We start from the raw sequence: 24,864 nt of genomic DNA, 5'->3' as shown, positions 1-24,864 counted from the left end.
CGCGAAGCCGCTCGTCGAGCGTTCACCATTTTGGAGCCTGTGGCGTGAGACGCGGCCGGTTCTCGATGACTGGCTTTTCGGCTCACTGGGGCCACGGTTCATTTGCATTATCGCGCTCTGCCTCTAGCCCTTCTTACTCCTGCAGTACCCAACACACGCCTCCCCAAATGCTTTGAACAATTGCTTGCTAAGGAGGTCGGTCGAGACGTGCCATTCTGGGTGCCATTGAACACCGATCTGCAGCGTCGGAGCGCCAATCACCGAAGCTGCTTCGACGAGACCGTCAGGCGACCACGCCTCCCGCCTCAGCGCTGGGGCAAGCGCCTCGATGCCCTGATTGTGCAGCGAGTTGACCTGCGCCTCCATTGTCCGCGCGACAGGAAAGAGTACGCCATCCGACGATATGCTGACGCTATGCGCGGCATCGTACTGGCGGTCTCTGGGACGATCTGGCTTCTCGGCGTGCATAGCGCCGCTTTCTGGCCTCCAAACTGCGAGCGATGGGCGGAGCGTGCCGCCAAAATAGACGTTGAGTTCCTGAAGCCCACGGCAGATACCCAGAATCGGCATTCCGAACGCGATGGCACTCTTTATGCTCAAGGCAGAAAGCCGATCCCGTGGACGGTCCAGGACTCCAGGCTCGACGTCCTGCCGATCAGCATCTGTAAATGACGCAGGCGCTGTAAGGACGGCCGGGTCGATGTTTGATTCATCACCCGTCAACACCAGGCCGTCGACCCGACCCATGATGGCCATGGCGACCTCCTCGCTAGCATCCTCCGGATCGAGGGTCGGCAGTATGATGCAAGCAACTCCCGCATGACGATGGAGTGCATGCACGTACTTGCGACGTAACCAGTCGCGATGCACATCCTCGACCAGAAGACGGTTCGATGTGACGGCGACAACGGCTCGGGCGCGCTCGGACTGCTGCAACCTCACGCGAGCTGACCTCCCGTGCGAACGCCGGCAATAGACTGCTCATACAACCGTCTATTCCGCTCTTTCAACTGAGCTATGACGCTAGGTTGACCTTGAGGTCCCTTGACAAAGAGTCCGCCCCAAGTCGCAGCGACCTTCGCGTAGTTCGGATCCTGCATCCGGATTTTCTGCGCTTTGCGCAAGAGCCAAAACGGGATACCCGGTGAAAGGTGGTGCTCCAGGTGGTACTCATCCAGATTCTGCCCGAGGATGGCTCGCTCGAGAAAGCTCCCTTTCCGGTTTCTTGGTGAGATAGACGTTCTGCGTCTCAGTTTCGCACATCGGTGAGTGCTCTGCGAGTTCGATGAACCAGCCGAGGACCTGAAATGTGGTGAGATAGGGCACAATCCAGAACAAAACGACGACATGGAGTAGCCCAAGCAGATATGAGCCGACGAGGATGCTGATCCAGAAGAGATAGAAGCAATACCTGTCGACAAGTATGGCTGTCCGGCTCTGATCCCCGGCATCTTCGATAGAAAAACGATTGGTCCAAAGGTACTTCAGATAGGCCAATGTCGCGCCGCCAAAGATCGGCTTCCAGATGATGTTGAACGCGTATCGCTCCGGAGGCTGCACGTCATAAACGCCGCTGGCCAGGAAGAACTTCAGATCAGGGTCCTTGTCGGGATCGCCGAGATACGGATGATGCAGGTAGACATGCGAGATCCGATAGGCCCAGTGGCGCTGGAACAAGGGATAGGAGGCGAACAGAATGCCGAGCATATAATTCCAAGTGGTGTTCTCTTCGCGAGCGTGCGGTGAGCTGCATCGTGCGCAATGGTGGTCAAACCGCGCTGATAGGCGCCGATCAGAAGAACGGCCAGCGGGTACAGCCACCACGAGACGGAGACGGTCGCGAGCGTGCACGCTGCGATGACAGCATAATCTTTCGCGATGTACGCCGCTCCCGTGATATTGTCGGGTCTTAGCTCCGAGAGCTGCTTATTGACCTCACGACTGAATTGAACGGCTTCAAACCGTGATGACCTCAGTTTCCAAGCGTCTGCCTGATTCATGAGAACCTCTTTTCTGATCGCCTTGCAGGTTGTCAGATTGCGGAAAGCGCCTTGTCCAGATCGCGCAGGATGTCGTTAACATCTTCGATGCCGACACAAAGTCGGATAGATCCGCCAAATATGCCGGCTGCTTCGCGCTTTTCTCGGGGGACAGTGGTGTGAGTCGTAGAGACAGGATGGGTTACGAGTGTACGGGCGTCTCCCACGTTCGAAACGTGATACATCAATTCAACGTTCTGGATGAACTTGCGCCCAGCCTGTTCATCCTCAACTTCGAACATGACCATCGCACCGTATCCGTATGCGGTGTTGAGTGTCTGCTCGACGATTTCCCGATCGGCGCCTTCAAAGAGCCCCGGGTAGTAGACGCGACGCACTTTAGGGTGCTGCTTGAGAGCACCGGCGACGATGCTGGCATTCGCGCAGTGCTGCTTCATGCGAAGAGGCAACGTCTCAAGTCCTTGGATGAGCTGAAAACTCGCAAACGGGGCGATGGCCGCGCCGGTATCGCGCAGCCAGGTCATGCGAGCCTTGAGGAGGAATTCACTCTTTCCGAGATCGCCGACATCTCGCACAGCGTTATGCCAGACAATTCCCCCGTGCGCTTCGTCGGGACGGTTAAACAATGGAAAGCGGGACGCTCCCCGGTAGCTGAACCCACCGTTATCAACGATCAGCCCGCCAAGCGTCGTGCCATGGCCCGATATATATTTCGTCGCGGAATACGTCGTAATAGCCGCGCCGAGATCTGCGGGCCGGCAGGCCAGAGGTGTGGTCGTGTTGTCAACGACCAGTGGCACTCCGTACCTTCGGCCGATCTCCGCCAACTGCTTGACCGGGAGCGGAATCAGACAGGGATTCGAAATCACCTCTCCAAATAGGCATATTGTGCGGTCATCAATCGCGCGCTCGAACGTCTCGGGCCTCCGAGGATCTGCCGTCCTGACGCTAATTCCGAGCCGCTTTAGTGTGTTATGGAGCAGATTCCACGTATTGCCGTATAGGTACGGTGACGCGACGATATTGTCGCCCACTTCGCCACTTGAGAGGTTCACGATGGCAAGGAACGTCGCCGCTTGCCCTGACGCAACGGCGAGCGAGTCCCTTCCCATGTCGACAGCGGCATAGCGCTTCTCCAGCGCGCGGGTCGTCGGATTGATGATCCTCGTATAAGTGAATCCATCGGCCTTGACGTTATAGACGTCGGCGATGTGGCTTAAATCGCCATCGAGCTCATAAGCTGTATTCTGGTAAATCGGCACTGCGACAGCTTTCGTCACGGGGTCGCGTCGATAGCCCGCATGAAGAACGGCAGTCTCGGCAGGAAGACACGGCTGCCGGTCTCCAGCCGCTCGAGCGGGTACCTTTACACGAGCCCCTGCTACTTGCCCCGGCACTGGCCTTTCTGACCGGGCCTGACCGGACCGAAAATAGGTACGAAAAGCGCACCCCAACTGCTCAATCCAGCTGGGTTGGATCTCCCCGATGCAACCGACGCGAAAGCTGCGTGTCGCAAGATGCAGCTTCGAGTAGACGTAGAGATTGTGGGCCGCCAGGTGGCGATAAAGTCCATCGAAGCTTGCCTGGTCGACAATTCCGGGCGGCGCACTGAAAGCAACGCAGACCGGCGACTGCAAGTCCGGAGACAGCAGCGGAGACGCAACGCCTTCGAGTTCTTTGACAATATCGTCTCTAACCTTTTCATACCTAAGGCGCCTCGCATCGGTGCCCTCCTCGTGCAAAATCTTCAAGGCCATTGCAGTGGCCTGAACGATGTGGGTAGGAGGGGTCGACCGCCACTCACCGGTGCGCTCGAGCGAGAGCCACTGATCTCTCACATCGAGCACAAACGACCTCTGTTCTTGAACCGCATTCTCCAGCAGTTGGCGCGAGGTGACGACAAACGCCACCCCCGGCGGGCCTTCTATGCACTTGTTGCTCGATGTGACCAATACGTCGGGTCCTCGATTGCTCAGGTCGATGTTGAGGGCGCCAAAAGAACTCATCGCATCGATGATCGTCTTTACGCCACGTCGCTTTGCCTCCTCCACTAACTCTTGCAAGGGATTGACGATGCCGGTCGTTGTCTCGCAATGGACGAAACATAGGTGCGTAACGTCAGGATGCTTGGTTAGATACTCACCGATTTCTCGAGGGTCCAAAGGGTCCGTCGCTCGCTTGACGAGCTTCAGCGCTTCGACGCCCCACAGCCGCAAAATTTGCAAAATGCGCTCGCCATAGATTCCGTTTATGCAAACAAGCGGCTTATGGACACGGGACACGAATGAAGAGAGAGCCGCCTCCATTGCAAAGGAGCCGCCTCCCTGAATAGGCACTACCGAATAATCCTCAGCACTTCGCAATAGGCTGAGCATCAGCCGCCTCATGCTGGCGGTCACCTCCTTGAACTCGTCATCGCGGGATGCGAGGTCAAGCTGCATCTGGCTCCTCACCGCCAGCGATAACGACAATGGACCAGGCGTCAGCAAAGAGCGCTGTCTTGTCAAACCGTTCTCCTCAAGTTGTGTTCTTCGTTGGATTTGGAGTACGCCCATCCCACCAGAGGCCTCTCTGTGGCACGCCGCATTCCTCGGTAAACAGCTCGAATGAAGCGCCATAGATCGACGCAACACTTGCCGTCGACTTCAGCCGCCGGCAAGATGACAAGCCAATTTTTCATCCCAGATGCAAAGCGATCCTTCACAAAGCTTTCGTCGAACCCATTCAGATTTCTGATGGCTCGAGTCTTGATGCAACGGGGCTCTGTCGCTGTTTGAGGATTTCGGACACTGCTGGCGGTCATTGTCATTTTTAGATCGTACAACTTGACGTTAGGGGCGTTTCAACCCTCTCCAACGATCTTCTCGCGCATTTTTTTCTGACTGCACTCCCGTCCTACGCAGAGGCGAGCGGAGGTTCGCAGCGAGCTAGAAATTTTGAGAGTTCGGCCCTCACGACTCCCCCTGGCAGTAAAAAACCTCCAGCAATCCAGTATCGCCTGTCTTGCTTCCGCGTTGACTGCTGTACCTTCTGCACTGAACTGCCGGAGAGCCTGAAACAGAGATATTGCTTTCGCAAAAGAACCGCCTTGGCAGCACCTCTCGGCGCTCTACTCCGCTTTACGGCGCGTAACGTCTCATCAGTCGATCCATGCTGCGTCAAGCTCGCTGTGTTTTCGGCTGGCACAAAGCGCGGCTTCCTAGGTGAGTAGCGAGTACCATCACCGACGCAAGCACCTAGCGTGAGGCGTGTGTCCTGTGAACCTCACTTCCGAGCCGCTGTGCTGGCGTTGTCGCCTCTGAAGCACCTGCTCGATCGTACAAGCTTCCATTGATGGCGCTGTCAATCCGCCGGCAATGCATGTTGCTTGGGATCGCGCGCTCGGCTCTCCCGTCCGGTCGATAACGCCGACCTTGGCCGATGCGGCGTCTCGAAGAGCTGTTCTCGCCCCGGTCGTTCCTGGTCTAGGGCGGTGATCGTGATGCTGATAGTTGAGGAACGTTAGGTCAATTGCACGCGCGCGCACCGGTTGATGCGGAGGAGGATGGGCATCGCCCCGGAGAGCAAGGCGGAACAAGACGAGGCCAACGCCGGGCAAGATCTTCCCTATTTCTTGTGCAACATGATGATCGACCAGCCGAACCAACTATGGTCGGCGCACATAACGTATTCCCATCGGCCGCGCTGCTTTACCTTTGTGACATGATCGATTGAGAGCCGTGCGGTCTTGACGTGGCGGCTCTGGAGGCGGCGGCGAAGTATGGCACTCCGAAGATCCTCAACATGGATCAGGTCAGCGAATTCACTAGTGCGACCTTCACTGGCGCGTTGACGAACGTGGGATCAAGATCTCCATGGAGGTCACGCTCCTTAAATTGGCAACATCGGCGGCAGTAGCGGTCGCTTAAGCAAAAGGGCATCTATTTCAAGGAAAAACGCGATAACTATTACGCACAGCCGGCATCCCCTTTGTGCGACCCACTAGCATCTATTCATGAGAAGACTTGAAGACGTGGCAAGCATATCGAATTCCGCCGCGCTCCCCGTGATCCGTCATGGGTGCTCAGATCGTGCGGCCAACGACATTGGTCAAATTAATGAGCTTGTTTGATTGCAAGCACTCGAACTACATTAGGCGATATTGAGGATCTGCTCCAGTCGCGCGACTTCGTCCCGCAACATTTGGATAGCCGCGTCGCGATTGTCCGAGACATTCGAGGCGACGTGGACTGGTGCTTCAGCGTGAGACGAGGCCGATAACGCTCCCCTCTTTGTAGTTCGGAAACGCCACCACGTCCGAAATATCCGACGATAGAGTTCGGTTACCTCCTCTCCGGTGTCCATAACTCCGGCTTTCCGGGCGTGTCGCAGTTCCTCCTCATATCCGAGTTCTAAAAGAAGCTCGGCGCCGACGAGATTGGTCACTGTTTGCATCTCTTCGACGCTCAGTTGAGATCGCCACGCCTCAACAGAACCTTGGTCGATGGTCGTTCGCTCTAGTATTTTTCGGTCTCCAAAGCTGCTGGTTCGGAGATAATCTGCTTTTTCCTGTCCGCCGATGTGAAAGCCGCTGGATCACACTCGAGCGCCGCCAGCAGCCGCCGAATTTCCTTCTCAGGATGCGCCACAAGCATTTCGTATTGCACCAAGTGTGTTTGCGGGCGAGTGCGGTGCGCAGCTAACCTAGGAAGGTCCAGAACTAAATCGGCAAGCGAGGATATGATCCCGTCGGGCATACGGAGCATGAGATCGACGGTACTGGAGACGCTGACACTACCTGAGCTTTCTGCCCGGAGCGGGATGCCCCACGTAGATTTCAAGGAAGCAGCGATTGCAAAGGGATTGCGCATCAGGAGGATATGTGGCGCTTCTGGGTAGACTGAATCGAGAAAATCAAGCGCCGTCCAATATCGTGGTGTCTTGTCTAAGATGACCCGCTTGCCTGCTTCTGCGAGATACTGATCGTATGCTGCATCGGCAAAAGCGCGGCTGGCCGCTGTGCGATTGATCCGCCCCAAGAATTGAGAGGACGCGGCCTCAATCAGTGCGCCCCCCGCCGGATGGGAAGAAACCACCCCGCCAAACGCTTCAAGCGCCAGCATCAACCAGGGCTCAGGGGGAGCTAAAATGTCTGGATGATGCTGGAGTAAATGCCCAAGGAGTGTGGTCCCGGATCGCGGAAGACCGAGGAGAAAACACACCGCAGACGAACGGCCAAAGACGTCCGCTCATGGTTCAGACATTCGTGCTTGAAGAGAGCCCGCCGCCGGCGTTAGCTCGATTGGGCACAACAAAGCCAGCCACAAGAACACTTGAGAGCAGCTCTTCCGTATAAACTCTGAAACCGACAACCATTCATATCCTCTGCCTTAGGCGCCGCTCGATTAATTGGGCCAGACTGCGGAAGAGCTTACTACCATTGCTTTGCGAATTGCTCGGGAGCTACACGAAATCAAGCGACCACTCAATTGCACGAACATTGATCGCGCTTATGGAAAGGTTGGAAGACACTATACGGAAGTTTTGCCGAAGACCGCCCGCGACACATAGGGCTTTTGCTATCATCAAAAGCAGCATGCTGGGGCCTTGAAAGGTACATGCGGCATCTCTCTCGCTGATGCTACGCACACCCGAACGGATATGAGAAGAGTGTAGCAAAGGCGCAGTTCATATCGTACACATCACAAGGTAAGACCGAGCAATCTTCTCAACGGGGAAGCAATCCCGACGCAACTTTCCTGTCAGCCCGTCGTTAGCCGTTCAACACTCTGGATTATAGCACCGGACAGTTTGTCTTACACAAGTCCACTCCCCAAACCGTACGGTGCATTTTGGGTTAGCGGATCGTGCAACGTCGCTCGTTAATTGACCAACGCGAAGAAGGGTTGGAATAACGGACCTGATCCAAAATCCAACTAGATTATCCGAGACATGCGCCTAGCGCCAACCCCTGCCGAAGGAGGCGAGATTGCTCGGGCATTCATAATCCTTCGCAGGGCTGTGACCAAGACAATTTCTTCACTGCCAATAAGGATCGCAATAGCCGTAACCGTTGAGACCATCTTAGACAATCAACGGCGAGAGGATGCGTGAGCCCGACCGCGACATTGAACCGCGATTAAAAAATCTCGCGGCGCGGATGGGTGAAGCTAGTCGTCGCAAAATTTCTGTGGCGCTGAGGGCGGCCTGCAAGCCGCCCTACCGCGCCATTGCCGGCAGCATCCAACACTATCGCTGATGTCCGAGCCCAATTCCGAGGTTTAGCGCTTTCTGGCGGAGCGCACCGACGCTCCGTTTGGTCATCTTTGCTATTTTGATTACCGGGGTTCTGGCCTTTGAATGGACTTTGAGCTCTCTGATATCTGCCCTCGTCCACTCGCGTCGCTTAACGCGTTTCTTGGTTGCTTTTTTCACGATATATGCTCCTTTTAAGAGGGGTGGCTTGTAACACGGTTTTCCATAAAAAAAAGGGCAACGTTATAGGCAGTCCCGCCCACATATAGATTCGATATGACTCTCGCGAGGCGAAACGTCTGGATCTAATGAAGCTCTGGAACTGTAAATTTCGTACAGCCGCGGCGCAGAGGGATTCGTTCTTTGAATGCCTCGCAATGAACTTCTTACCGTTCGAATCTACGCATGTAGAAGGACATGTTCCGGATAATGAGCCAAAATAGCTATCAAGCTGAACAGCTCCAACCAGGGACGTTCGGACAGCGAGCGGAACGTCGCTGTGTTCCAACGTCCGGCGATGATTGCTTTGGGGGCTTGCGTACGCTCAATCGCTTGCGGGGCGCTTCCTGCCTACGTTCATTCCTAGCTGCAAAGTCAAAGGTGGCGGCTGCTCAGCTGTCGACACTTGCACGTTCTCCCGCTCCACCTCAGCTTGCATGACAGTCCGATCTAACTGCTCGAGTGTCTCGAGATATTTCCTTCCCTGCTCGCTGATGATCCAGCATCCTGCGTCTCGCTCGATCAAGCTCTGGCCGAAAATATCGAGTTGGGGTGCGCGGCTTGCGATGCGCTTCATCCGAGCCGGCCACTCCGGGCCGCTGCTATAATAGATAGCCAAATGCTGCTTAACGACTTCGATGCTCGCCCGACCGTGTGGCTGACCGGCAAGTATTTTCAGAATGGACAGCTGAAAACTCACGCGCTCGCCATCGAGGCAAATAAACTCTCCATATCAATGATCTTGAGGTAAGCTCTTCAGCCGTGCGCAGCTTTTCAAAAGAAGCCGTCCTCCTCAAGCCCTTAATGCACGATAACCACTTCGCTTCGGGTGCGAAAACCAACGCTTTGGGCGGCATCTGCGACGCCCTCCCCAGAGTGTTCCGAAGAATGATGCAGCATGGCTGTGCCGCCTAAGACTGTGTCACGGTCTCAACTACCGCCTTCCCCCGATTTGGGATCAAGCGACGTCGGTGGTAGCCTCGCTGTTGCACATCATGTCGAATGACGTCGCTCACGGAACGAACCGCCCGCTTCCTTCGCTTCCAATTCAAGCCCAATCCCGCGGGGATCGCAAAGCCTTTCGGGACGACCAAGAGATGTCTTCGATTCAGATATATATCGAACATATCGTCCCTCTTTTGACGCGAGCGTAGATCGGTCATGCATTCATTTGGTGACATCGAAGCAACAGTCTTCTCTAAAGTCGCTGGACGGCCAAATGATACTCCAGCAATCGTTCTGACGCACGTGAAGATCGCCTCGGCTACGCGGCCGTTGCCTCAGGGTTCAGGAGAGCTGAGGCTTCAGCTCGAAAGGACCACGTGAACGGATTAACCTCATGCAAGTGGTGCTCGAAGCACGAGCACATCAGCGAAGATTGTCCAATCACGGACACTCTTTTGCTTGCAGAAATCGATCTCCGCCTGCTGAGCGGCAGCACCCAGGGAGGCCGCATCGACCTGGAACGCTGCCTGGCGCGCACGATGTCCGCCGCCGGTATCGTCACAAACATGTCTTGATAAACCGAACGGTAAATGAAGGCATGGTCTTGTCTTGATGTGGTTTCGCCCGACCATTACTCCCACTTCGGGCGAGAGTTTTTGATCTGCCTCAATCAGCTTCTAAATGGGTTTGTCCCGCTCCCTCAGGAACAGACCGCGCGGCTGAGGGTCCTGTTGCCTCGAGGAAGCGCGATCGCCCCTGTCGAACCTGTCATATCGCCCGCTACTTTAGGCCGGTGACCGGGGCCTCGTAGGCTCCTCATGCAAAAACGGGGCTTTGACCGAGAAATGTCTCGCCCGGGCGTGTCCGGCTCGTAGCGGCCCGTCGAGCTCCGCTATTCTCGGAAGCGCAATTGCTTTTGACCCCTATCAATGCTGCGGCAGCAGCTGACTTCCGCTAGAAGTTGCTCCCCCGTAACCGCCGCATGGCTGTCCGAAATACTTGGTTTGCCGTTATGCTTTTCCGTCCGACAGCAGTGAGCGGTTGTTAAGACAGCTGCCAAGCGCACCAGAGCCGCACCAAAATTACCTGAACATGATAAGCTGCGCCGCTTGCGATGACCTCTACATCATTGACCTGCGAATCAGCCCGATGACGTGTCCGAGCGCGACTATGCGAGTCGTAATGGTGTCCACTGGCTCCGACGTCTTTCCCCCTCTCGCTGAGCGATCTGCCGCGCTCGCGAGGGCGCGTTTGACGTCACCGACAAGCCAACGATGGTGACGCGCAGGCAAGAAAGTCTCTCACCAACAAAGGATGTGACATGACAGCATGTTGGACCATAGCACCGCCGCCGGTGGGATTGCTGGAAATACCGGCCGCCGGTCTAGCTTTGCGGAAAGCGACAAATGCCAACGGCGGAGGTTGTGACCTGATCCAGCCGGCGGCACGGCCGATAGCCTTATGTCGCGGCCGGCGCCATCGAGACCGCGTACCGTCTTCGGCCCTATCGAGCGTGAATCTGTCTACGCGCACATTGGCGCATCTGGCTTGGATAGCAGCTTCCATCTCCGCAAGCATCGGCGTGCGCTTGAGAAAGAACTGCCTGTCCGGACTCTTGATTCGAACCGTAGGCGATTCTCCCTCGGACCGCGACAAAGTAGCGCGACGCGTCACCGTCTCATCGGACGCCGCTCCATCCCCGGCCCATCAAGGGCCGGGTACTTTGGTTCGACATTGTGGAGCACGCAAATCACCACTAGCGAATTAACCTCGTCGACAACAGACTAAGCTCGGGATCAATGGTTTTGCGGATCGGATGCAGCGCGCAGCTCGCGGGCGGCAGCGACCATGTTGACCAACGCGGGCCGCACTTGCTCCCATTTGCGCGTTTTTAGGCCGCAGTCCGGATTGACCCAGAGCTGCGATTTCTGCAAACGCGCCTGAGCCAACACCATCAGTTCCTTCATTTCGCTCGTCCCGGGAACGCGTGGAGAGTGGATGTCGTACACACCCGGTCCAATTTGATTTGGATACCTGTACTCTGTGAATACGTTCAGTAGCTCCATTTTAGAGCGCGACGTCTCAATCGATATTACATCCGCATCCATTGCGGCGATTGCGCCGATGATGTCGTTAAACTCCGAGTAGCACATATGTGTATGGATTTGCGTTTGATCGCTAACGCCGGACGAGCAGATGCGGAAACAATCTCCCGTCCAATCGAGATATTCGTTCCACTCCGATCGGCGCAATGGCAATCCTTCGCGGAGTGCGGGTTCGTCGATCTGGATCATGGCTGCACCGGCATCCTCGAGATCGCGGACTTCGTCTCGGATTGCGAGCCCAAGCTGACGGCAGACCTCACTTCTAGGAAGATCATCGCGAACAAACGACCAATTCAGGATTGTCACCGGTCCGGTCAACATCGCCTTCATTGGCTTGCTCGTTAGTGACTGCGCGTAGCGCCACCATTCTACGGTGATCGGCTTCGGCCGCACTACATCGCCAAACAGGATCGGGGGACGAACGCAGCGCGAGCCATAGGACTGCACCCATCCATTGCTGGTCGATGCGAAGCCTGCGAGTTTTTCGCTAAAGTACTGCACCATGTCATTGCGCTCAAATTCGCCGTGCACAAGGACATCAAGCCCAATGTCTTCCTGCCAACGTACAGCGCGGGCTATCTCCTCCTTAAGAAACCTGTCATATTGTTCGTCGCTCATCGTGCCTTTCGCATGCGCCGCACGAGCACCTCGGACCTCAGCCGTCTGTGGAAATGATCCGATCGTCGTCGTAGGGAACGCTGGTAGTCCGAAGCGCACCCTTTGAATCTCGGAACGACGGGCAAATGGGCTCGTTCGCCGGCGCATCTTCTGGTCGATCGCCCTCATCCGGGCAGCAACATTCGCATCATGGATCTTCGGCGAACTCCGGCGGGCAGTCACAGCGCATTCCGACTCGGCAAGAGCTTGCCCGACATTCCGGTCGCCAGCGAGTGCCCGCGCCAGGATCGCAAGCTCACGCATCTTCTGAACCGAGAAGGCGAGCCAGCTCTTGACGTCGGAAGTGAGCCCGGTCTCTAGTTCAGCATCGACTGGTACGTGAAGCAACGAGCAGGATGGAGCTAGCTGTACACGGTGTTTACCGAGCTTCGCGATCGCGGGCTCTAGCCTCTGGCGTAGCGACGACAAGTTCGACCTCCATACATTCCTGCCGTCGATGACACCGAGCGACAAGACGAGATCAGCTCGCCCGTCAGCAATGATCTGCTCCAATAACTCCGGCGATCGAACCAGATCGACGTGCAGGCCGGACACTGGCAGGCTCAAGGCAGTATCCAGATTGTCGCCTAGTGCGCCGAAATAGCTGGCAACCAAGATTTTGATAGCCGGTCCCTCCTTTGCCAACCGGTTATAGGCATGTAGCAAGGATTTTCGCGCCGCCTCGTCCAGATCAAGGACCAGGCTGGGCTCGTCAAACTGAACCCATCTTGCCCCTCGTTTGGCCAATTCATGAAGAACCTCGATATAGACCGGAATCAGATCATCCAACAGGGAGAGGGGCTGGAACGAGTTATCGGCACTCTTGCCGAGCTTTAGGAATGTGACCGGTCCGATAAGAACGGGGCGGGTTTGAAAGCCCAGACCCTTTGCTTCCTCATATTCTTCAATGGGTTTGCGAGAGCACAGCCTGAACGCCTGTCCCTTGTGAAACTCTGGAACCATGTAGTGGTAATTGGTGTCGAACCACTTGGTCATCTCCTGCGCTGGCGCGCCAGATCCTCGTAGGCCGTGACCGACACTCGGGTCGAGGTCGTCGCATTGCGATCCGCGGGCCATGGCGAAGTACGTCGCAAGGGAAACGGATTCTCCCTTCGAATCGTAGATCTCCGGGATCGCGCCAACCATGACACTTGTATCGAGCACTTGATCATACAGCGAGAAGTCATTCGACGGAATGATAGTGACGCCGATAGAGCTCTGACGAGCCCAGTTCGCTGCGCGCAGGCCGGATGCGTCCTCTTGCAACTGCTGTTCGCTTATCCTACCGGCCCAATACCTTTCGAGAGCGAATTTCAGTTCACGGCGTGGACCGATGCGTGGCGTTCCGAGCGTAGCAACGGGAAGAGAGAGAAGAGACATAGCTTAACCCCTGTTGGGGACAAGGCCATGGCGGACGCAGGCAGTCGAAGTCGCGCATGCGACAGCTGCTTGGCGCACCACCGAGACACCCCGCCCGTGGACCAATATTTTGCCGGGGCAGGTCTCCTGGCTTGCAGGTCGTCGCTGCTGTCCGGCCTTCCCGAAGCCGTGGAGGCTTCAGTGACATCGTTGGACAGTGGCTCGCCGCTCACAGTTGCGGGGGCAGCGCCGGCATTGCACCGGCTTCCCTCTTAGCTCCGGATCGAACACGCCCCGGAGAACCTCGACGACCTGGATTATCGGTAGGAGACCTTTCCCGTCAACCTCTCAGATTGTGTACCAAGCTAGTCTGCGACATCTGGTAAGCGAATGACCGTTGACCGGCGAATGACTGTGCGTCTCAACGATTAACCGCCACCCGGAAACATTGGCTGGTCAGAGATCGCGTGTCAGAAAGTCTCGAGTGAGCATCGGTAGCTGCCATGGGATGCCTCTGCACGCTATGGCGATGGCAGGGACAAAGGCAGCGTTCGCGGCGAGGACTACCGCCATTTCGAGCAGATGCAGCGTTCGACGCGGCTTCGTTTCAGCGTTCGCCCAGCAGCTGCACCGGGCAGCGGCTTCTTTGCTAAAGGATCCGCATCGATAGCGGAGGTTTTTTCGGCGCACTCGGGCACCACACGCGGCGCGCCGATTGATCGCCTGCCAGCCAGACTTCAACGTCGGCGGCTAACTCGGCTTCGTGTCGCTGGCCGGCATGTAGGTCAACGAAGAAGGCGATCGTGAAGCACACCGTTCAATGGTGGCAGCGGCACTCCAAGCCGGGATCAGATTTCCATCCGAGGCGCTCGCTTCTTCTACTGCGGGACAAGGGGGTCCAAGCTGCGGCCGATGCGCCGAATGGAAGCATCGAAACATGCGCACGTCGGAAAGGCGACAAGAACACACAAAATCGATGCGTATTTTCGCCCATTGCCTGGCACGAAGAATGCAATCCGTCGGCATGCCCAGACTGCTGCTGCTGGGCATGCCAGCTCAGCCAATTGGAATGCTGTCGCTGACAGGGAAGTTAGCGCCGCGTGACATAGGCAACGGCGTCGAACAGCCTTATCGCGTCGTCGCTAACTTCTTGCCTCTCGCTCAGAGCAAGTTCAAGTCACCTGCTGCCTAAGTCTCTGGATGGGAGACGCCGAGGTTATGAAGAGACTGTTTGCAAGACCCCTGCTATATCTGTGGCTAGGTGCATCTCTAATCTGCCTCGCCTGGCCGGCCGCCACGAGCAGCCGTATCCGGTCGGTCGACAGCCCCCTTATCGAGAGATTCAAGTCGGCTTGGCGGGCGCAAGATGGTGAAACGGTAGAACAAATCATCTCCAATGTCTCGAAGGTGGCACAGTTCGTCCCCCAAATGTGGGGCGTCGCTGAACTTGGCGGAGACGACTTTGTTTTCGTTTCGTGGACCAGGCACCAACACAACAAATCGGACGAACACTACGTTATCACCTGGAAAGTCGGGCTCGATGGTACAATTGAACTTGCGTCAACCTACGCGCAGCCGATGGAATTAGGCTGGCACGCGCTCGCACTCTCGTTGATCGCCAGTGAAGTCGCAGATGGCGAAAGGAACGCAAACCTTCGCTTTCTACACGATCTGTCGAACTTCAATTTTGTGACTACCCCCCAAGGTCGGCTCGGCGATGTTCTTCGGAAAGGCCGATGCACTATCGTTGAAGCTGTGGTAGATTACTTACCGAAGCCCAATCACAAGCCGACCCAGAAAGGTGATCTGTGGCGCGTTCTCCTATTAGTAAACTGTAATATCCAAGGACCACGTTATTTTACACACAACGGGGTCATCACTTTCGAGAAGAGCGAAGTAAAAGATTGGGGAGCCACAGTCCAGCTTTGCCAAGCATATCGCGAAATTCCCTCCTGGGTCCTGGTTTCAGCGCACCGAACCAGAGGAAGAGAAAGAGGAAGAGTAGGCGAGCCCCTCATTGAACGGTCCCGCGCCCTGCAACTGCGACAGCTCAGTCGCCTCTCCCGGAGCTTTCGGCTCGTCGTACTTTGGGCAGCATGATTTCGCGATCTTTCTGACAGGCGCAGAGCGCGAGGGCCCGTCGTAGTTTGCGAGATGCCTGCTTCCCGGCGAACCAGCTGTCATGCATTTTTCAATGCGTGCGCCGGTGGATAAGCTTCCGTCCAAGGCCGGTCCGGCGTACTCCGCGCATCGCCAATTGAGTGCCCACGCAGTAGCGTCCGCACAGCGAGGTGGAGCGACACTCAGCGGTGGCTGAGACGATACCTGGGAGAACGTCACCCGGGGTCGGCCCTGTTAGCCGTGGCCTGCGACGGCTCATCCCCGAGCCCTCGTCGAAACCGTCGTCCACGTACTGTTTTCTGATGACTTCGTCATCAACGATAGCGACGTTGCTGCTCCTCCGTACCCAACCGCTGGCGCCGGAGGTCCAGACTCGCTCACCATTTGCAAGACTAAGCGCAGCATTCCGAGGCTCGGGATTGTTCAACATCGCGAGTTCGCCGCTTAGAGGCGAGGATCTCCAGCTCAAGTCGAGAAGTATCGTACGCTTTCAGTGAGGAAGACGTCGATGCTCGTATTCGCTGCGCGCGCAGCGGATGAAATCACTTGATCCTTACGTGGCGTCAGGTCGTAGGTTCGAACTCACGACAAGCTGTCATAGAGCACACTTCTACCGCTTGTGGCGGAACGCCGGATATAACGCGATCAAACAGCCTAATCTATCGGCAGTGAGCATGGATCAGGAGCGAAAGGATATTGTCGGGATGATGCGCCGCGGAACAATGTTCGCATTACTCGCACTCATTACATCTCCGGTGTGCGCGGCGACGCTCAGCGGTGTTCCGCGCATCCTCGACGGGAACACGATTGAGATCGAGCAAACCACCATTCGGCTGTCTGGAATCGAAGCTCCTGAGACCGATCAGATTTGCCTCGACGCCCGAGGCCGAAAGTGGGCCTGTGGCGTAGCCGCTCGCGACGAGCTTATCAAGCACGCGAATGGGCGAACGTGGGATTGTCAGACTCAACGACTTGATGAGCAACGGCGCGCCCTAGGCAATTGCTTGATCGAAGGCGAGGATGTGAATGCTTGGATGGTGCGCTCAGGCTGGGCGCTATCGGCTGGTGCAGCTCAACATAGCTACGTGATCTATGAGTTGGTGGCGAGCACAAATTATGCAGGGCTCTGGTCCGGGGCGTTCATCGCGCCCTGGGACTGGCGTAACCGCAACAGGGCCACAATTATCGTGGGTGGAAACTCGGTTCCGGTAGACGCTCAGGAACTTTTGCTAGGATCCATCCTGCTGTCTGAACCGCCGTCCCCCGAGTGCCTGATAAAGGGAACCCATCGCAGCGGCGAGCGCATTTATCTCATGCCGCTGCAACCTGGATATGAACAAATCGACATGACGAACAAGCGAGGCGAACGCTGGCTCTGTAGCGAAGCGGAAGCCCGAGCCACCGGCTGGCATAAGGCCGCGCGATGAGGCGACACATGCACGAAGACCATTCTCTAAACATGGACTCCCTAACCAAGTTCGCGCGTTCGCGCCGGGCGCTGTTGTTGTTCGGTGTTTCGACAGTATTTCTCGGACTCGGCAGCAACATTGTCGATGTGGAGGACGCAAGGGGACAGCCAAAGCCAGACAACGTGCTCGCGCCGGATGCTGCTCTGCAGCGGCTGCTGAAGGGAAACGATCGGTATGTGCAGGGCGAACCACGAGCCGATGATTTCAGGCGCGAGCGCCCGGTCTTGGTCGAAGGCCAAAATCCCTATGCGGCGGTTCTAACCTGCGCCGACTCCCGCGTCCCGCCCGAACTTGTCTTCGACAGCGGACTTGGTGATCTGTTTGTCTGCCGCGTTGCCGGCAACTTCGCTAACGATGATACGATCGCCAGTATGGAATATGCGGTCTCAGTGCTCAACACGCCACTGATTCTCGTACTTGGCCACGATCATTGCGGTGCGATAGACGCGACAATCAAGTCGCTGCATCAGAATAGGCCGCCGCCGGGGCACATCTCATCCCTGGTCAAAGCACTTGCTCCTTCAGTCAAGGCATCTCTAGAGCAAGACGGCGACATATTCGCCAAAGCAATTGGACAGAATGTGATCGACAACGTCAACAAACTCAGAGCGACGGGCCCGATTCTGAACGATGCGGTCGAGCAGAACCGGCTGAAGGTCGTGGGGGGCCTCTATCGGTTCGAAACCGGAAAAGTGGATATTGTGAGCTAGGGCTAGCATCTTCACACCCGCGGCAAATCATCCGCAGTCCGGTTTTGCATTTCGGGAAGGCGCTGTTTGATGGTCCATTGTCTTGAACAAATGCGTCGGATGCTGTCCAATTCACAATTGTCATCGCCTCGGAAAAGCCCCGCGGTATGCGTGGCCTCTTAGCTATCCTCCCGTTGTACGTACTCATGTCGGCAGCGGGTGGCCAGCATCAACACACGCACATAGCGCGCGCGGCAGCATTACTCTTGGTTGCCCGATTGAAAGCGATAAGCTTCGGAGCAGTCGCGAGCTCTGGACTTCCGAGCCGACACGATTTCTATTGCGACTTGCCGCACAAACGTCTCTATTGGGTCAGCGGCTCACATACTTTATCAACAGGCTCAATCAGGGACTGAAGACCGCCTACAGCGAGCAGCATGACTGCTCGTTTGAGGTAGTAGCCACGGATGCTCAGCATCAGGCAGCGACAGGCCGCAATGGGCCACGCAAGTCATAAATTTAGCTACCATAGAACGCAGAAAGGCGAAGCGGACCTCCAACAGCCTAAACCTGTTCGAAGCGCTTCGTCTTCGCTCGCATGGGCGGGCAGTTTTGGAGCCAGCTCGAACTACCGAGGCTGCCCTCGTACACTTGTTTAACACCTGCCGTGCGAAGGTCCGCCTCTACCTCACTTACTGGCAGTTGCTCGAAAGCAAATGAGGCTGTCGGTAGCGCCGGGAGATCGGAGCACGCCTTCGCGTTTATCATGAACGTTGAATCCAGCCGGTCAGCGGTCGAGATCCGCCAAGGTCGTCTTTTCTTGCGGATTGTTGACTGAATGACATTTTCGTCTGAAAGCAAACACGAACCACGCGCATTGCGCCGGCACGGCGCAGTGATCTCGCATGACTAAGACGAGGGCGGCAGACATGCTTAATGGCACGTCGATTGGTGGGAAAATGGAAAAGAAGCCGTAGGCTCGGACGCCGTCCCGAACGCAAATCAGAAGTTCCGCACCTGGTACGGCTCGGCATGTCCCGAATGTGACGACGCGTCCATTGGAGCAGACATGACACCGCATGCCCCCATTGAATGGCGCAGGCCCCAGGACGGCAAGGACGGCTCTTGTCACCGCCGCTTATCGATTGCTCGGCAACCCAGCGTCAAGGCCAGCTGCAACAGCTACATCCTTGTGAAACTCCCCGGTCCCTTAGGTTGGGAAGCCACCGGGTGCAATCCCCTGCATTCCAGATCAACTGCGACAGCTTCGGATTACCGTGTAGCCGCTATCATCCACCTGGCCTCGCCACACGCACAAGCCACATGAGTAACGCGCAATGGTGATCCGCTCAAGACACGGAGGACAATTTATGAACGCTCCAACAGAAACGATGCCTGCCGAAACCCATGCCACCGCTTCGACCTGGGCTGATCTGTCCTCCCTACTCGTTGAGATCCGTGAGCGTCGCAACGAGTTTGGCCGCGCTCAGAAGATATTCCAAAAGAGAGCATCGACGGCTTCAGACGTATCGGCGTCTACCGGGCCATGGTCGCCAAGCGTTTCGGCGGCGAGGAGCGGACGCCCGCGGACTTTAGCCGCCTGATCGAGCGGATCTCCGAAGTCGACGGATCTGCGGGCTGGGTCGCCAGCTTTGGGGATGGAGCTCGCTACCTCGCTGCTCTTCCGGACGACACGCTTCGAAATGTGTACGCCAATGGACCCGACGTCGCATTGGCGGGTGCGCTTTTCCCGCTCCAGCAAGCCAAGCGATGCACCGGTGGATTTGTCGTGAACGGCGTGTGGCCATTCGCGAGCGGCTCGCCGGGAGCGGATCTGATAGGACTTGGTATCACTGTAGATGACGATCCGACTGGTGACCTCCCGCGCGTAGCCGTGATGCCGGCCGAGAAGGTAACAATCCGGCCCAATTGGGATGTCATCGGGTTGCAAGGCACGGGAAGCCACGACATTGTTGTCAGCAATGTCATAGTGCCAGAGGAATGGACGTTGATCCGCGGCGGTCCACCGACACTTGATGGCCCGATTTATCGCTATCCCTCTGTGGCTTTCGCTGCCCAGGCGCACGCGATTGTGGGAATCGGCATTGCGCGCTCTGCCTTGGACGAGGTGACCACCATGGCAGGAAGCCGCGTCTCGATCACTGGAGCGCCCGTGATGGCTGAGCGTGGCTACGTCCAGCTTGAAATCGCCAAAGCCGAAGCGATGCTACGCTCCGCTCGTTCGTTTTTTTTACAAGGCCACGGAGGAGCTGTGGAAGCAAGCGCTTACGGGTGAGGTAACTCTGGGCGCCACAATGCTAATGCGGCTCGCCGCGACGAACGCTGCGCGGCAGGGGGCTGAGGTCTGCAGGCTTGCAAGCGGTCTTGCTGGAACTGAGGCGCTCTATACCGCAGGAACTCTCGCGCGCGCCATGTGCGACAGCTTCGTCGTTGCCCAGCACGCAGCGTTGAATGAAGGAACGCTCCAGAGCGCTGGCCGCGCCCTGCTCGGAAGTGAAATACAACCGGGCTACCCATGAAGCGCGTCACGTAAGGCAAGCCACACAACACGAGAGCAGATCTGAGCAGCTGCTACGCACGCACATTCTTGAGCAGTACATCACCTTCCACAGCGCGAGGGTAGTGAGCCGCCACTTCAAATGATGGCAACAAGTTGAGAATGGCTTGCAGGGTCAACTGCCCTTCGTAGAGCTCGCGGTCACTATATTCGGTGTAAATGAAGCGCGTCTTGCTCAAGGTCCGCATGCCGCCTGCGATAACGTCGGCCTCGGCTCCTTGAACGTCCATCCAGATGAAGTCAACTTCGTCCAGCTTTGCTTCGCTGCACCAGTCATCCAGCCGACGCGTTTCAACCGATACAGGATGATCAAAGCGCACCCATTCATACTCAGTAAGATGGTTCTTTGGACGGCGTATTGAGCCGGATAGGTCCCAATCCCTCGCATCCCCATCGGCATTGCTTGGGTGGAAGTCGATTGTCCCGTTTCGATCACTAATCGCTATTTCAAACAGCTTCACCCTACCAAGGGAGGATCCCAGCTTCGTCTTGAAGCGAGCGATCGCTCGGGGATCCGGCTCAAAGCAGTAGAGCTCGGGTTGCGGACACAACTCGAGAAACTTTTGCGTGTCAGTCCCATCGTTGCAGCCGATATCCAGAATGATGGGATTCGGCTTTTCCAGAAGGGAGACGATGTGCTGATGTACTTCTACGGACGACACAGCTGCTTTTCCATGGTGCGCGGAGATCAGGCGAAGTTCGACTTTGAAGCTTGCCATCACACGCCAAAAGCCGCTGCACAACGTATATCAAGGTATAAGCTTCATATGTCCGCCGATCTCCCTGCTGCACGGCAGCTGTTTGCGTGCCATCGACATCATATCGGAAGCATATCGTGCGCCTAGCGAAGCCGCTCTCGAAGCCATCCCGTAAAACGCGGCCCAGCGGGGCATATCGTCGCCTTAGCTTTTTGCAATTGTCCGGCGGCCTTTGCTCGCACTGATTTGCCAGGAACGCACCCTGTTAAAACCGAGGCACGCGTTGCGGTACGCAAGCGATCCTACAAGTTTCCTCACGAGCGGTCGATCACGAATGCGCAGGAATCAACTGAACAGGCTCGCGACACGGCTACATCGCCACACGCACTTAGTTGATTGCAACGTGCTCATCAGCCAGCCACTCTCTACAGGAACTCGCGTCCTATTGTTCGAGATCGTTACATGCTTATTTCGCAATCGATGAACCGCGCAGATTCGGCGAGCCCCCTCTTTGATAAGGCTTCTGTACCGCAGGCTTCGCGGGGCCACCGCGGCTAAATGGGGTCGCCAGATAGCCGAGTTCACCCCTGAAACGGGCATCGAAACCCGCGGCGTTTTGATCGGTCAATGCGCGTCCGGGGAATGTTGAAGTGGCCGTGTCAAACGCCTTCCGGAACTGCCCCCTTTGCGTCACGAAGAACTGCCCCCACCATCGGATTATGATCTCGGTTGAAGGTTGTTTCCGCCGGTGACGGGCCGGAGGGAGGCGGAGCCGACCGGAGGGCCGTCACCGGCGGTCGGCGTCTTGATGAGGCCGCTTTTGCGCTTGGCGCGAAGTCGGTAGCTGTCGCCGCGGATCGTCAGCACGTGGCTGTGATGCAGGAGCCGGTCAAGGATCGCGGTGGCGACCACGGGATCGGCGAACACCGTACCCCATTCGGCAACGCTGCGGTTCGACGTGATCAGCATCGCGCCAGTTTCGTATCGCCGGCTGACCAGTTGGAAGAACAGATGGGCCGCGTCAGGTTCAAGAGGCAAGTAGCCGAGTTCGTCGACGATGAGCAGCTTTGGCTTCGACAGCGCGAGAAGTTTCTCGTCCAGGCGTCGCTCGCCGTGCGCCTTGGCAAGGCCAGCGACCAGCGTCGTCGCCGTGGTGAACTGCACCGTGTATCCGGCCAGGATCGCCTCTCGCCCGAGCGCGATCGACAAGTGCGTCTTACCTACGCCTGGCGAACCAGCGTCATAATGCCGGGTGTCTAGGATCCGAGATTGAGATCCTCTACCCGTTTCATCCGCGATGCGGAGCGTCAGTCGTTGTTGTCGCCTGCAAGCGGCTTGGCGATGAGACGCATCTTGTTATCAGACAGCCTGATGCCACGTTAACGCTTCTGCCGGCATGGATGGCGGCTCCCGCCGCCGCTTCCTTCCGACTGATAGCTGATCCGCGGCTTCCGGTGGATCGTCTGCTGGAGGTGCGCGTTCTCGTCGATGCGGTCTTAGCCTCCTCTTCCAGGGAATCATCCCATTCGCGAGGAGGCGGACATGGCGGACGCATCACGTCGTCAGGGGGATCTTTTCGAGAGCCCTCCAACATACAGCAGCATTCCGATCGAAGCCCACCAGCAGATGCTGGAGCTCTTAAAGGAGCTTCTGGCCGAAGCGTTCACCGACAGCGCGGCCGAGACATGCAACGTGAGCGGGGAGGACAGCGGTGAGCAAGATCACGCCTGAGCACCTTGCTCGCCAGGCCGTCATCTACATTCGTCAGTCGACGGCCGACCAGGTTATCAACAACAAAGAGAGCCAGCGCCGCCAGTACGGCTTGGCCGACCGTGCGCGCCAGCTGGGCTGGAGCGAGGTGATCGTGATCGATGATGATCTCGGTCGCTCTGGTAGCGGCACCGCGCGTCCTGGGTTCGAGAAGCTGCTCGCTGCGATTTGCGAAGGGCGAGTTGGCGCTGTGGTCTCGATTGAGGCCTCTCGGCTGGCCCGCAACGGCAGGGATTGGCATACGCTCCTGGAGTTCTGCGGGCTCGTTGGAACGCTGATCGTCGATGAGGATGGCGTCTACGATCCGCGCCATCCCAATGATCGCCTTCTGCTCGGCATGAAGGGCACAATGAGCGAGATGGAGCTGTCGATCTTTCGGCAGCGCTCGCTTGAGGCCTTGAAGCAAAAGGCGCGCAGGGGTGAGCTCTTCCTCAACGTTGCCATCGGCTATATCAAAGTCTCCCACGATCAGATCGAGAAGGATCCTGATCGACGCATTCAGGAGGCGCTCGCACTCGTGTTCGCCAAGTTCGCCGAGATGCAGACGCTGCGCCAGGTTCACCTATGGTTACGGCAAGAGCGAATCGCCTTGCCTGCAGTCAGCAGTGGCCCCGAGGGACGTCACGTCGAGTGGAAGTTACCCGTCTACAACACGATCCGCCACATCCTTACCAATCCGATCTATGCTGGCGCCTACACCTTCGGGCGTTCTGGCAGTCGGGTGACGATCGAGGCCGGCCGCAAGAGAATCGTGCGGGGTTTCCGCCGGGAGCGCAGCAACTGGGAGGTTTTGATCAAGGACCACCATGAGGGCTACATTACATGGGCGGAGTTCGAGAGGAATCAGCGCTTGATCACCGATAACGCCAATGGGAAGAGCTTCATGAGTCGTGGCTCGGTCCGCTGCGGTGAGGCCCTTCTTGCAGGGCTCCTTCGTTGCGGTCACTGCGGTCGTAAACTTCACGTTGCCTACAGCGGCACGCACAGTAACGTCGGGCGCTATCATTGCCGCGGTAGCCAGATCAATCATGGCGGAGAGCCATGCATCTCATTCGGCGACCTGCGTGTGGATGCCGCAATCAGCGTCGAAGTCATCGCGCGCCTGCAACCGCTCGGAGTCCAGGCTGCGTTGTCTGCCATGGAGGACCGCGGCCGGGAGCACGCCGAGAAGCTGCATCAACTTGAACTTTCTCTTGAGCAAGCGCGCTATGAGGCCACTCGGGCTCGTCGGCGATATGAGGCTGTCGATCCCGACAATCGCCTGGTCGCCGGCGAGCTGGAGCGACGTTGGAATGAACGCCTGCTGGCCGTCCGCGCGCTCGAGGAAGAGCGCGGTGCACTGTTGGCCAAGCCGGAGAGTCCTCTGAGCGAGGCGGATCGCGACCGGTTGCTTGCGCTTGGCTCCGATTTGGAGCGGGCCTGGAACAGTCCTGGGGCGACGCCTGCCACGCGCAAGCGGATCATCCGAACCTTAATCCACGAAATCGTTGTACGCGTCGGCGATGCGGCAATTGAGCTTGTGATCCACTGGCAGGGCGGCGATCACACAGCGCTAGAGACCAGAAAGAACCGCACGGGCCAACACCGCTGGAGCACATCCGCAGATGTCATTGATCTCGTGCGTGTTCTGGCACGCCAGATGCCCGACGGCACGATCGCGGCGGTCCTCAACCGAGCGGGCAAGTCGACGGGGCACGGTAACAGCTGGACCCGCGCCCGCGTTCGTCACTTGCGCAACCAGCAAGCTATTGCACCCTACCGGGAAGGCGAACGCATGGAGAGAGGAGAAATCACTCTGGACGAAGCCGCCGCTGCGTTGAAGGTCAGCCCATCGACGGTTCGCCGCCTGATCGCGGAGCGAAGCTTGCCCGCGCACCAGCTGTGCAAGGGCGCACCCTGGGTGATCAAGGCGCCTGATCTGGAGCACCCCGAGGTCAGGAACGCCGCGCAGGCGCGGCGCTTCCGGCGCCCGTCGTCTGGCGATCTCCGCCAAAGAGAGCTTGAACTATAATGGCATAGC

17 protein-coding genes, 2 pseudogenes and 1 riboswitch are annotated in these 24,864 nt (G+C 57.3%); of the genes and pseudogenes, 9 read left to right on the top strand and 10 right to left on the bottom strand.

Features of this window, described 5'->3' with window-relative positions:
- Positions 1–123 precede the first annotated feature (123 nt).
- The 5 genes and pseudogenes from ACVW16_RS25355 to ACVW16_RS25335 form a co-directional block, all read right to left on the bottom strand.
- Positions 124–942, bottom strand: a complete 819-nt coding sequence (locus tag ACVW16_RS25355) for a gamma-glutamyl-gamma-aminobutyrate hydrolase family protein (RefSeq protein ID WP_456701755.1) — start codon at positions 940–942, stop codon at positions 124–126.
- Positions 939–2,000: pseudogene (gene rtxC, locus ACVW16_RS25350) on the bottom strand (dhydrorhizobitoxine desaturase). Before rtxC ends, ACVW16_RS25355 begins: the two are co-directional and overlap by 4 nt.
- A 32-nt stretch (positions 2,001–2,032) precedes the next feature.
- Entirely contained in the window at positions 2,033–4,555 is a 2,523-nt protein-coding gene (locus tag ACVW16_RS25345; RefSeq protein WP_456701753.1) for a 2-aminoethylphosphonate--pyruvate transaminase, read from the bottom strand.
- Positions 4,556–6,131: 1,576 nt separating this feature from the next.
- On the bottom strand, positions 6,132–6,425 hold the full coding sequence (locus ACVW16_RS25340) for a hypothetical protein (RefSeq protein WP_456701752.1): 294 nt from the start codon (positions 6,423–6,425) through the stop codon (positions 6,132–6,134).
- Between the two features lie 71 nt (positions 6,426–6,496).
- On the bottom strand, positions 6,497–7,201 hold the full coding sequence (locus ACVW16_RS25335; protein WP_456701751.1) for a sulfotransferase family protein: 705 nt from the start codon (positions 7,199–7,201) through the stop codon (positions 6,497–6,499).
- Between the two features lie 884 nt (positions 7,202–8,085).
- Between ACVW16_RS25335 and ACVW16_RS25330 the strand changes: the two genes are divergently transcribed.
- A complete protein-coding gene (locus ACVW16_RS25330; protein WP_456701750.1) occupies positions 8,086–8,238 on the top strand; it encodes a hypothetical protein in 153 nt (50 codons plus the stop codon).
- Here the strand turns inward: ACVW16_RS25330 and ACVW16_RS25325 are convergent.
- Both ACVW16_RS25325 and ACVW16_RS25320 read right to left on the bottom strand, forming a co-directional pair.
- On the bottom strand, positions 8,229–8,414 hold the full coding sequence (locus tag ACVW16_RS25325; protein ID WP_456701749.1) for a hypothetical protein: 186 nt from the start codon (positions 8,412–8,414) through the stop codon (positions 8,229–8,231). The two genes, ACVW16_RS25330 and ACVW16_RS25325, sit on opposite strands and share 10 nt — an antisense overlap.
- A gap of 364 nt (positions 8,415–8,778) precedes the next feature.
- Positions 8,779–9,153, bottom strand: a complete 375-nt coding sequence (locus ACVW16_RS25320) for a hypothetical protein (RefSeq protein ID WP_456701748.1) — start codon at positions 9,151–9,153, stop codon at positions 8,779–8,781.
- A gap of 622 nt (positions 9,154–9,775) precedes the next feature.
- Between ACVW16_RS25320 and ACVW16_RS25315 the strand changes: the two genes are divergently transcribed.
- On the top strand, positions 9,776–9,973 hold the full coding sequence (locus ACVW16_RS25315) for a hypothetical protein (RefSeq protein WP_456701747.1): 198 nt from the start codon (positions 9,776–9,778) through the stop codon (positions 9,971–9,973).
- 1,221 nt (positions 9,974–11,194) lie between these two features.
- Here the strand turns inward: ACVW16_RS25315 and metE are convergent.
- Positions 11,195–13,540: a 5-methyltetrahydropteroyltriglutamate--homocysteine S-methyltransferase gene (gene metE, locus ACVW16_RS25310; protein WP_456701746.1), complete on the bottom strand. Its 2,346-nt coding sequence runs from the start codon at positions 13,538–13,540 to the stop codon at positions 11,195–11,197.
- 99 nt (positions 13,541–13,639) lie between these two features.
- A riboswitch (cobalamin riboswitch) is annotated at positions 13,640–13,841 on the bottom strand.
- Positions 13,842–14,456: 615 nt separating this feature from the next.
- On the opposite strand from metE, the gene ACVW16_RS25305 reads away from it, so the two are divergent.
- The 5 genes from ACVW16_RS25305 to ACVW16_RS25285 all read left to right on the top strand — a co-directional run bounded on the left by ACVW16_RS25305 (position 14,457) and on the right by ACVW16_RS25285 (position 20,338).
- A complete protein-coding gene (locus ACVW16_RS25305) occupies positions 14,457–14,711 on the top strand; it encodes a hypothetical protein (RefSeq protein WP_456701745.1) in 255 nt (84 codons plus the stop codon).
- A gap of 1,603 nt (positions 14,712–16,314) precedes the next feature.
- Complete coding sequence (locus ACVW16_RS25300) at positions 16,315–17,067, top strand: thermonuclease family protein (RefSeq protein ID WP_456701744.1); 753 nt, start codon at positions 16,315–16,317, stop codon at positions 17,065–17,067.
- An 8-nt stretch (positions 17,068–17,075) separates the two neighbouring features.
- The gene (locus ACVW16_RS25295; RefSeq protein WP_456701743.1) at positions 17,076–17,819 is read left to right on the top strand and encodes a carbonic anhydrase; all 744 of its coding nucleotides are present in this window, start codon (positions 17,076–17,078) and stop codon (positions 17,817–17,819) included.
- Positions 17,820–19,344: 1,525 nt separating this feature from the next.
- Positions 19,345–20,094: a hypothetical protein gene (locus ACVW16_RS25290; RefSeq protein WP_456701742.1), complete on the top strand. Its 750-nt coding sequence runs from the start codon at positions 19,345–19,347 to the stop codon at positions 20,092–20,094.
- A gap of 19 nt (positions 20,095–20,113) precedes the next feature.
- The gene (locus tag ACVW16_RS25285; protein WP_456701741.1) at positions 20,114–20,338 is read left to right on the top strand and encodes a hypothetical protein; all 225 of its coding nucleotides are present in this window, start codon (positions 20,114–20,116) and stop codon (positions 20,336–20,338) included.
- 52 nt (positions 20,339–20,390) lie between these two features.
- On the opposite strand, the gene ACVW16_RS25280 is transcribed toward ACVW16_RS25285, so the two are convergent.
- Both ACVW16_RS25280 and ACVW16_RS25275 read right to left on the bottom strand, forming a co-directional pair.
- Positions 20,391–21,038 carry an FkbM family methyltransferase gene (locus ACVW16_RS25280; protein ID WP_456705181.1) on the bottom strand — a complete coding sequence of 216 codons (648 nt, stop codon included), beginning with the start codon at positions 21,036–21,038 and terminating at the stop codon, positions 20,391–20,393.
- 753 nt (positions 21,039–21,791) lie between these two features.
- Positions 21,792–22,310 (bottom strand): annotated as a pseudogene (locus ACVW16_RS25275) (ATP-binding protein); the annotation flags it as partial.
- Positions 22,311–22,616: 306 nt separating this feature from the next.
- Here ACVW16_RS25275 and ACVW16_RS25270 point away from each other — a divergent pair.
- Positions 22,617–22,805: a hypothetical protein gene (locus ACVW16_RS25270; RefSeq protein WP_271591124.1), complete on the top strand. Its 189-nt coding sequence runs from the start codon at positions 22,617–22,619 to the stop codon at positions 22,803–22,805.
- Positions 22,786–24,855, top strand: a complete 2,070-nt coding sequence (locus tag ACVW16_RS25265) for a recombinase family protein (RefSeq protein WP_456701740.1) — start codon at positions 22,786–22,788, stop codon at positions 24,853–24,855. Before ACVW16_RS25270 ends, ACVW16_RS25265 begins: the two co-directional genes overlap by 20 nt.
- Positions 24,856–24,864 lie beyond the last annotated feature (9 nt).

It is taken from the genome of Bradyrhizobium sp. USDA 4474 (genome assembly GCF_054057515.1).
This window is presented reverse-complemented; position numbering and strand designations above follow the sequence as displayed.